The following is an 8,159-nucleotide window of genomic DNA, read 5'->3' on the forward strand; positions in this document are numbered from 1 at the left end:
GTCGGGTTTCAATGAAACAGGTCTGGTTTCTGCAGGTCGGACCATTGCAACTCTCGCCGCAGCCGGGCAGCGCGGCCAGCCGCAGCCTCGGCTCAGTATAGGCTGGGGCACGCGAAATGACTATTGCACCTTCGGTCATTGCCCGGGCTCGCCCCCCCGGCTCTGCCAGGCTTCCAGCGCCTTGAACAGATTGTGAAAGACACGCTGCGGGCCAAGTGCTTCGCCCAGCGGCGCGCGATCGAGCAACTGGCGCAGGTCAGGCGCCACGCCGGCCAGCCAGAGCTCGATGCCGCGTGCCCGCAGGCTCTGCTCGGCCTCGGTGAGCATCAGAAGCGCGGTGTACTCGATGTCGGGGATCGCACTGCAGTCGAGCACGATCACCTGCGGCGGTGGCTGGGTCTGCGCGATCAGCGCCTGCATCCGGGCAGACACGTTGGCGGCGTTGGCAAAGTTCAACCGGCCTTCGGTGCGCAGCAGCAGCAGACCGGGAAATGTTTCGTCTTGCGCGTTGTCGCCTGCGCGACGAAATACGCCTTGCGCCCGGCTGTAGGCGCCCCGGTAAACCGGCGGATGGTTCGCGTGGTAGAGCAGCGTGAGCATCGAGATCGCTACCGCGATCAGGATGCCTTGCAGCGTACCGATCAGCACCACGCCGGCGAGCGTGGCCAGCGCCCAGAAGAACTCGTCTCGCCGCACACGGGCGATGGCGCGAAACGCAGCCGGCTTGACCATGCCCAGTCCCAGCACCATGATCAGTGCACCCAGTGCCGGGTCGGGCAGCAGGCCGATCACGTTCGACAGCAGCAGCAGGGTCAGCAGCACCACCAGGGCGTTGACCCACTGCGCCATCTGGCTGCGCGCACCGGCCTTGTCGGCGATGGCCGTCTGCGAGGTACCGCCGCCCGCCGGCATGCCGCCCACCCCCGCCGCCGCCAGATTGGCCGCGCCCACTGCCAGCAGTTCACGATTGGCATCGACCGGCGTGTCGTCGCGCTGCTGGAAGGTGCGTGCGGCCGCGACCGATTCGGTGAAAGACATCAGCGCGATGCCCAGCGCCGCCGGCCACAATGAAGCCACGAACTGCAGCTCGGGCCAGGCCAGCACCGGCAGGCCGGAGGGTACTGCGCCGACCGACTTGACACCCAGCCCCTGCAGATCGAACAGGGCGGCGACCGCGATGCTCACCGCCACCCAGGTAAGCGGCGCCGACAGACGCGGCAGCAGCCTCGGCAGGCCCATCAGCACGACGATGCCGGCGACGGCGACCAGCAGCGTCTGAACGTGAACCTGCGGCATCAGCGACGGCAGTTCCAGCAGGATGCCGACGCTGCCGTGGCTGGCGAAATGCAGGCCCAGCACCGACTTGAGCGCACCGATCACGATCACCACGCCGACCCCGGCCTCGAACCCCACCAGCACAGGCTTCGAGATGAAGTTCGCCAGGAAGCCCAGCCGCAGCAGTCGGGCGGCCACCAGCATCAGGCCGACCAGCAGGGCCAGCGTGGTGGCCACCGCGCGCGCATCGGCGTCCGGATTCTGCGCCGTGGTGACCGCGATCTGCGCGGCCACCAGCATCGCGATGGCCGAGGTGCTGGTGACGCTGAGCGGGCGCGAGCCGCCCAGCAGTGGATAGACCAGCATCGCCGCCAGCGCGGTGTAGAGGCCGATCTCGACGGGAAGGCCGGCGATGGCTGCGATGGCCATCGCCTTGGGGATCACCACCGCGGCGGCGGTGAGCCCGGCGACCGTGTCGGCGCGCAGCCACTCGCGTCGGTAGGATGGCAACCAGCCGGCGACAGGCAGTTTCATCGGGTCAACAGGGTCGGCGCAGGCCTAGCGCATCACGCGCGTGACCAGCCCCCGTAACAACAGGTAGGGCACGATGGCCAGCAGGAAGGCCACGAGGATCACTTCACCGGGGTACACCGTGCCCAGCACCCTGATCTGGAAGACGATGTCGAGCACCATCGCCAACACGAACACCTTGCCTACGCTCTTCCAGCCGTCCCTGACCATTTCGGCACGGTGCCCGCTGTTGGTGAACAGCCCCCAGAAGTAAGGCGGTTTTCCCAGCTTCGCATCATTCAGCCCGGCGATGACGGCGAAGATCGAGGCCATCACCGGCTGCAGGATCAGGCGGAACTTCATCGGCCCGGTGACGCGGTCCGACATGTGTTCAACGATGCGCATCCAGATCTCATCCATCGGCTCTCTCTCCGTCCATCTGTTCAACCCAGCGGCAACAGGATAAGCGCGTACAGCAGGCCGCCGGCCAGGAAGGGGACGAAGTGGCCCTCTTTTTCGGAGGGCAACTCCATCAGGCTGCTGTTGACGATCACCGCGCCCGACAGGAAAGCGACCAGCAGGGCCACCACGGCCAGGGGCAGGGCCAGCAACTGCCCGACCACCCAGCCGAGCGGCACCATGGCTGCCAGCCAGTAGCGGCCGCGGCGGGCATACGCCTCGCCATGCTCTTCGCTCAATGCGTGGTCCACGGCGAGGAAGTGGACAGCCATCGCCGTGGTGAACAGCAGCAACGGTACCCGGCCTTCTTCGAGGTCGTGCACCAGCAGGTAACCCACCAGGGCGGCGTAGACCGCAAAGCCGCCCACATGCAGGTTGAACGCCGCCTGCTCGCGCTGCTCGGCGGCGGAGTCGCGCACCTGCTTGCGCAGGTGGTCCAGCCCGTAGAAGGTCATGAAGCCGATCAGCGCGACTGCGTAGATCGCCATGCCTTCGAAGCGCGTCTGCACCGATGCCGACTCGACAAAGACCAGGCGCACGCCCTGCAGTTCGGGCATGACATGCACGAAGACATAGGCTGCGGCCATGCCGGCGCAGAACGATACCCGCTTGCGCTGATCCCGCGTGACAGCGCTCAGCGGATGCAGGCGTCCCCCTGCCAGGACGACGGCCGCCAGCGCCAGCGCTGCGAGCCCGGTCGCCACCAGTTCAGTGGGTTGCCAGCCTGCGGTCACAGGGCCCTGGCAATGATGGCGATGAACAGGAACAGACCGATCGCCGACATCAACAGGGCCATCACGAATGACGGGCGCCAGATCGCGAAACCGTTCTGCTTGCGCAGGTCCTTGAGGCGGAACCAGTACTCGACGGTGCCCAGCACCATCGCTACCGTACCCATGCCGGTCAGGAACATGCCCATGGCGCGCGGGCTGCTGGCGTGGGTCAGCTGGGTACCCGCCTCCTCGAAGCCCTGCAGCAGCTTGTAGATGGTGAAGCCGAAGCTGATCATCGACAGCGCGGTGCGTATCCAGGCCATCAACGACCGGTCCGCTGCCATCAGGGTGCGGTCGGCTGCCATCAGGGTGCGCTCGAGGGCCAGCTCGTCGGATGTCTTGGGCGCTCTGCCGACCTGCTCAGGGGCAGCCGGATGGTGGAGCCGCTTTCCCAGCCCCGCCAGCCCCGCCAGCCCCGCCAGCCGATGCTGCGCGCGCGCGTCCGCGGCGCCGTGGCCGTGATCCTGCGGCGGTGTGTCTGGTGTCGGGGTCGGTGTCGGGGTCGGGGTCGGGGTCGTCATTCAATGTCCTTCATCGCCTGCGCGTCCATGACTGGCCGACGCGCTGCGGTCTTCGGCCTCTCCGCGGGAAGATATCCTGGCGCTACGCCGTCTTCACGATCGGCGGCACGTAGTACTCACCGGACAGGATTTCCGCCTTCGGCACATACGTGCGCAGGTTGAGCGTGAACGGCCTGCCTTTGGGGCATGGCAACCAGTTCGACTCCGGGACGCCGTCCGGAAGCTCGCATGCCAGATGCAGTTTCAAGGAACCATCCGGTTCGAACTCGAACCGGGACTGGTTGTTGAAGTTGAACCGGTCGATCCGGTTGGGAACCACCCGGTAATCCGGCAATGACATCAACGTCAACGACCAGTAGGCATTGACGTGCTTCTCCGGCAGGTCCTCCGGCTTGAAGTCGAGGACATACACGCTGTCGCCATCCAGGGGCGTGCCGGCGGCGTCCGCTTCGCCGATGAAATAGACAACTTCCTGGTTGTTGTTCCACCAGATGCCGGCAAAGTTGGCGGCCGCGCGGAACCAGAAATCCTCGCCGAACCCCGTGTCCTTGCCGGTCGTGGCGATCCAGCCGCCGCGCTTGTCGCCGTAACTGCGCACGAACTGCACGAGGCCTGGAATCGCCTTCTGCCGGATGATCGCGTCGATCGCGGCGCGATTGTCTTCTGCCTTCGCGACGAAGGCTGCGATGTCGCGGGCCTGCTTCTGCATGCCCGGCGCCAGTTTCATGTTGTCCGGCGCGCTGTCGAGTACCTGATCCAGCATGGGCTGCGAGAACGCATCGACCGCGATGAGTTCCTTGTTGCTGAACATCGGGATTTCCACTGCGGGCACGATCGCGGGTTCCCTCGACTTGATGATCCTGAACTGATGCTGCAAGGCCAACGCGCCCTGGTCGTCGCCCTTGCGTTCCACCCGCGCCAGCATCTTGGCCTTACGCGACGGCAGGTCGAGCCGGAATGCGCCGTCGGGAATCGTCGGGTTCGATCCCGCCAGGCAAAGCGCGAACCGGCCATGCGGACAATCCGGCAAGTTACGCTCGTTGACGTTGTAGAGGATGTCGGCCCACTCATCCATGATCTGCGCGGTGTAGTAGCGTCCTTCCACCTTGGGCACTTCCAGCACGACCGGCGTCGTCTCGTCCACGGCGAACCACGCCTCGAGGTATGCGACATCGAGATTCGGGTTCACGAACTCCGCCTTGCCGAGTTCGTTGAACTTGATCACGTTGTAGTCGACCGACTCCTCGGCGATGTCGATGCGTTCCTGGCGGATCACCAGGTAACGAGCGAGGACGTAGATGTAGGTGTCGACGACGTCCTTCTCGGAAAGGCCCAGTGCCGCAAGCGCGTTGGTAGTCATGGTCTACACCCGTTCAATGTCTGGAAGTACCCAGGAGCGGTCGAAGTAAGGCTGGGTCGGCCCATACAGTCGGAAGTACGTGAACCAGCCCTTGCCGGGGATCGTCTGGATCCAGTTCGACTCCGGCTTTCCGGCAGGCGCCTGCGGCCCGAAGTACAGGTCGACCGAGCCGTCGGCATTCTTGACGATGTTGTCGCGCGACGAACGATCCGGTTGCACGCCCGTATCGACGAAGCAGCGCGTTTCATTGTCATAGACCGTGAACGACCAGAACTGGACCACAGGCGCATCGGGTGGCACGTGCAGTGCATAGTTTTCGCTGCCCTCGAGCCAACGTCCCTGGCTGTCTTTCGACGATTCCAGGTAGACCTGGCCGAGTCCCACCGTGCGCCCCATCATGCCGACAGAGACACCGACCGCCTCGTAGAACCACGACGTGCGCTCGTCGAGTTGCGTATGGTGCGCAGCCTCCTGGTTGGTTTCTTCCAGGAACAGCGAAAGATCCCACTGCTTGCCCGGCCAGACCTTCGCGCCGTGGAAGCGCTTTTCGTAGCCGATCGTGCGCGCCATCACCTCGCCGACGCGGGCCGCTTCGATGAGCGTCTTCGTCTGCCGTGCATCCGGGTTGAAGGGCCTGCCCTTCTCGATCCCCAGCGGCTGGAGCATTCCCATGATCATCCGGTCGCGTTCGTGTACGGGCTCCTCGTTGATGATCCTGGACAGTCCCTCCCAGTAGGCCAGCCCGGTGGGCTGTGTCCCGCTCCATTTGCGGCCATTCGGCCTGATGTGCACGGCCAGCGGCGGATTCTCGCGCTGGCTGTAGGGATAGATGCGTATGGCTGCCACCAGCGCCATCGCCTTTTCGGGATCGGGCTCGAGTACGCGGTGCGCGACCCAGACGTTGACCGTGGACGAGCGGAAGACGTGATAACCATCCGGACGCATTTCCGGGTCGTTCGGCCCGAGGATGAGGTACTTGCCACCCGCGCCCTTGTCGGGTCCGGTCTGTCCGGAATCCGTGATCGGTCGCTGCCAGAAATCGACGACACCGCCGGCCGTCGGACCGGCAGGAATTTCCATCACCAGCGGGCCCATGCCCTCCATGCTGGGGAACGCCATGATGTACGGGGTCGTGGCGTTGGCGGTGAGCAGGCCGAGTTTGTCCGTGAACGTGAGGTAGTCGACGAAATCCAGATTGCCTGCACCGAACTTCTCGCGCTGCTCCGCCTGCCACTGCTGCATGGCCATGAGCGGCAGCGCCCAGAGATAGGCCTGGCAGCCGCGCTGGAAATCGATCTCGTCGAAGATGCTCTTGGCGGTCGCGTCCGTCGGATAGCCGTTCGTCAGCTCGATCTTTCCGAGCCGGGACTCGACGACACCAGTGGTGGGCAATTGCTGCGCTTCAGGGTTGCTCATTCATGTATCCAGGCGTGTCAATGGATCGATGGGTCGATGCTCGCTGCGCAGCCCCACCGGAAAGCGGCATCCGGCGTGCCTGAGCAAGTCCGGATTCTCCAGCAGCAAAATGACAGAAAGCGGCGCAAACGCTGCTCGCCGCTTTCTGCGCTGTCCTGCAGTCCCGGCCTGCGCCGGGGCCCTGCCGCCGCCGACCTACTTCGCCGGCTCGACGCTGACTGCCATCGCCTCGCGATAGCGAACTTCCACCTCGTCGCCCTTCTTGAGAGTGCGCAGGAACTCACGTGCTTTCGGGTCGTTGACCTTGATCCGCCGGTTGAAGCCCTTCGGCCCGGTGAACTCGACGACGTTACCGATGGTATCGACCTCGTAGATCGTGACCACGACGCTCGTTTCCGTCGCCACCAGTGCGCCAGGCCGCTGCCCCGGCTCGGTGCGGGCCGCAAGCGCGCCGGCGCCAGTCGTTCCGGTGCCGCGCTTCACCACTTCCGCGAGCAACGCCTCCTGGAAGCGGATGACGACCTTGTCACCCTTGCGCACCTGGGCCAGGTTGCGCACCTGCGGCCCCGCTTCGAACACGGCCGAGCGACCATCCGCCGCGCGCAGCACGACGACGCGGCTGGGCATGTCGATCGCCTCGACAACGGCAGTGATCGTCTGTGTCTCGGTCAGCTCCAGCGGGCCACTCGGCGTCGCTGCGCAACCGGCCAGCAATGCAACCGCCGCGGCGAGCAGTGCTCGCATCGAAAGGATGTTCCGGGATAGTGAGAAACGCATCTTGGTCGTCGCCGTAGTCGGAAAGCCCTCAAGTTTCCCAAGAAAAACCGACGCTGTACAGTCCGGCCAGTCGTACACGATGCAACGGTGCCTGACCTTTCATGCGCCGCCGCTGGCGCGGCACCCTGCCACCGGATCATTCCACCCGGATATTCCCGGCTTTCACGACCCGCGCCCACAGCGCAGTCTCCTCGGCCATGGTCCGTGCGAAATCCTCCGGACTGCCTTGAGCCGGCTCGAAGCCGTCGGCGCGCAGCCGCTCCTGGACTTCGGGGATGCGCACGATGCGCCCCAGCGCCTGGTTCACGCGAGTGACGGTGTCACGGCGCACCGCCGCCGCTGTCCACATGCCGAACCACTGGGTCACGTCGTAGCCGGGCACCGTCTCCCCGATGGTCGGCAGTTCGGGAGCGGCGGGCGAGCGCTTCGCACTGGTGACGCCCAGCGCCCGCACCTTCCCGGCACGGGCCTGCGGCAGCATCACGATCGCCGAGGAGAACAGCACCTGGATGTGTCCACCGACCAGATCGTTCAACGCGGGGGCCTCGCTCTTGTAGGGCACGTGAGACATGTCCACGCGTGCGAGCTGAAGGAACAACTCGCCGGCCAGATGCAGGGATCCGCCAGTGCCGGCCGATCCGAAGTTGATGGATCCCGGCTTCTCCCTGGCGAGTTCGATCAGGTCGCGCACGCTGCCAGCCTTCACGCCGGGATGCACCCCGAGCACCAGCGGCCCGGTGGCCACGATGCCGATGGGTGCCACCGCCCGCGCCGGATCCCAGCTCAACTTGTAGAGGGCGAGCGACGCCGCGTAGGCAGACGGCACGAAGGCGAGCGTGTAGCCGTCGGGCGCAGCCCTGACCACCATCTCGGCGCCGATCATGCCAGCGGCACCCGGTCGGTTGTCGACCACGAACGGCTGGCCGAGCGTCTCCGCGAGACGCGCCGCGAACAGCCGGCCGAGCACGTCGGTCGCACCACCCGCCGCGTAGGGCACGACCAAGCGTACCGGTCGCGAGGGCCAGGCCTCCGGCGACGACTGAGCCCAGGCAGGCCCCGTCAGCACCA

8 protein-coding genes are annotated in these 8,159 nt (G+C 65.7%); all 8 read right to left on the reverse strand.

All coding sequences use genetic code 11. From position 1 onward, the window contains the following. Positions 1-135: 135 nt before the first annotated feature. The 8 genes from ING98_18730 to ING98_18765 all read right to left on the reverse strand — a co-directional run bounded on the left by ING98_18730 (position 136) and on the right by ING98_18765 (position 8,094). Positions 136-1,809 (reverse strand): SulP family inorganic anion transporter, encoded by a 1,674-nt coding sequence (locus ING98_18730; protein MCA3103907.1) that lies wholly within the window; start codon positions 1,807-1,809, stop codon positions 136-138. Positions 1,810-1,833: 24 nt separating this feature from the next. Further along, positions 1,834-2,205 carry a hypothetical protein gene (locus tag ING98_18735; GenBank protein MCA3103908.1) on the reverse strand — a complete coding sequence of 124 codons (372 nt, stop codon included), beginning with the start codon at positions 2,203-2,205 and terminating at the stop codon, positions 1,834-1,836. Between the two features lie 23 nt (positions 2,206-2,228). Continuing rightward, positions 2,229-2,978, reverse strand: coding sequence for a hypothetical protein (locus ING98_18740; GenBank protein ID MCA3103909.1), 750 nt, complete (start codon positions 2,976-2,978; stop codon positions 2,229-2,231). Next, positions 2,975-3,322 carry a DUF202 domain-containing protein gene (locus ING98_18745; protein MCA3103910.1) on the reverse strand — a complete coding sequence of 116 codons (348 nt, stop codon included), beginning with the start codon at positions 3,320-3,322 and terminating at the stop codon, positions 2,975-2,977. Before ING98_18745 ends, ING98_18740 begins: the two co-directional genes overlap by 4 nt. 298 nt (positions 3,323-3,620) lie before the next feature. Then, positions 3,621-4,898, reverse strand: a complete 1,278-nt coding sequence (locus tag ING98_18750) for a DUF1254 domain-containing protein (protein MCA3103911.1) — start codon at positions 4,896-4,898, stop codon at positions 3,621-3,623. A 3-nt stretch (positions 4,899-4,901) separates the two neighbouring features. Further along, positions 4,902-6,314, reverse strand: coding sequence for a DUF1254 domain-containing protein (locus ING98_18755; protein MCA3103912.1), 1,413 nt, complete (start codon positions 6,312-6,314; stop codon positions 4,902-4,904). 195 nt (positions 6,315-6,509) lie between these two features. Then, the gene (locus ING98_18760) at positions 6,510-7,169 is read right to left on the reverse strand and encodes a hypothetical protein (GenBank protein MCA3103913.1); all 660 of its coding nucleotides are present in this window, start codon (positions 7,167-7,169) and stop codon (positions 6,510-6,512) included. 58 nt (positions 7,170-7,227) lie between these two features. Further along, the gene (locus ING98_18765; GenBank protein MCA3103914.1) at positions 7,228-8,094 is read right to left on the reverse strand and encodes a tripartite tricarboxylate transporter substrate binding protein; all 867 of its coding nucleotides are present in this window, start codon (positions 8,092-8,094) and stop codon (positions 7,228-7,230) included. Positions 8,095-8,159: the final 65 nt, after the last annotated feature.

The sequence above is a fragment of the Rhodocyclaceae bacterium genome, assembly GCA_020248265.1.
Lineage (GTDB): Bacteria > Pseudomonadota > Gammaproteobacteria > Burkholderiales > CAIKXV01 > CAIKXV01.

Excerpts from the sequence above, each read along its gene's own strand:
- ING98_18730 (MCA3103907.1), bottom strand. The coding sequence starts at position 1,809 with ATGAAACTGCCTGTCGCCGGCTGGTTGCCATCCTACCGACGCGAGTGG.
- ING98_18755 (MCA3103912.1), bottom strand. The coding sequence starts at position 6,314 with ATGAGCAACCCTGAAGCGCAGCAATTGCCCACCACTGGTGTCGTCGAG.
- ING98_18745 (MCA3103910.1), bottom strand. The coding sequence starts at position 3,322 with ATGGCAGCCGACCGCACCCTGATGGCAGCGGACCGGTCGTTGATGGCC.
- ING98_18750 (MCA3103911.1), bottom strand. The coding sequence starts at position 4,898 with ATGACTACCAACGCGCTTGCGGCACTGGGCCTTTCCGAGAAGGACGTC.
- ING98_18735 (MCA3103908.1), bottom strand. The coding sequence starts at position 2,205 with ATGGATGAGATCTGGATGCGCATCGTTGAACACATGTCGGACCGCGTC.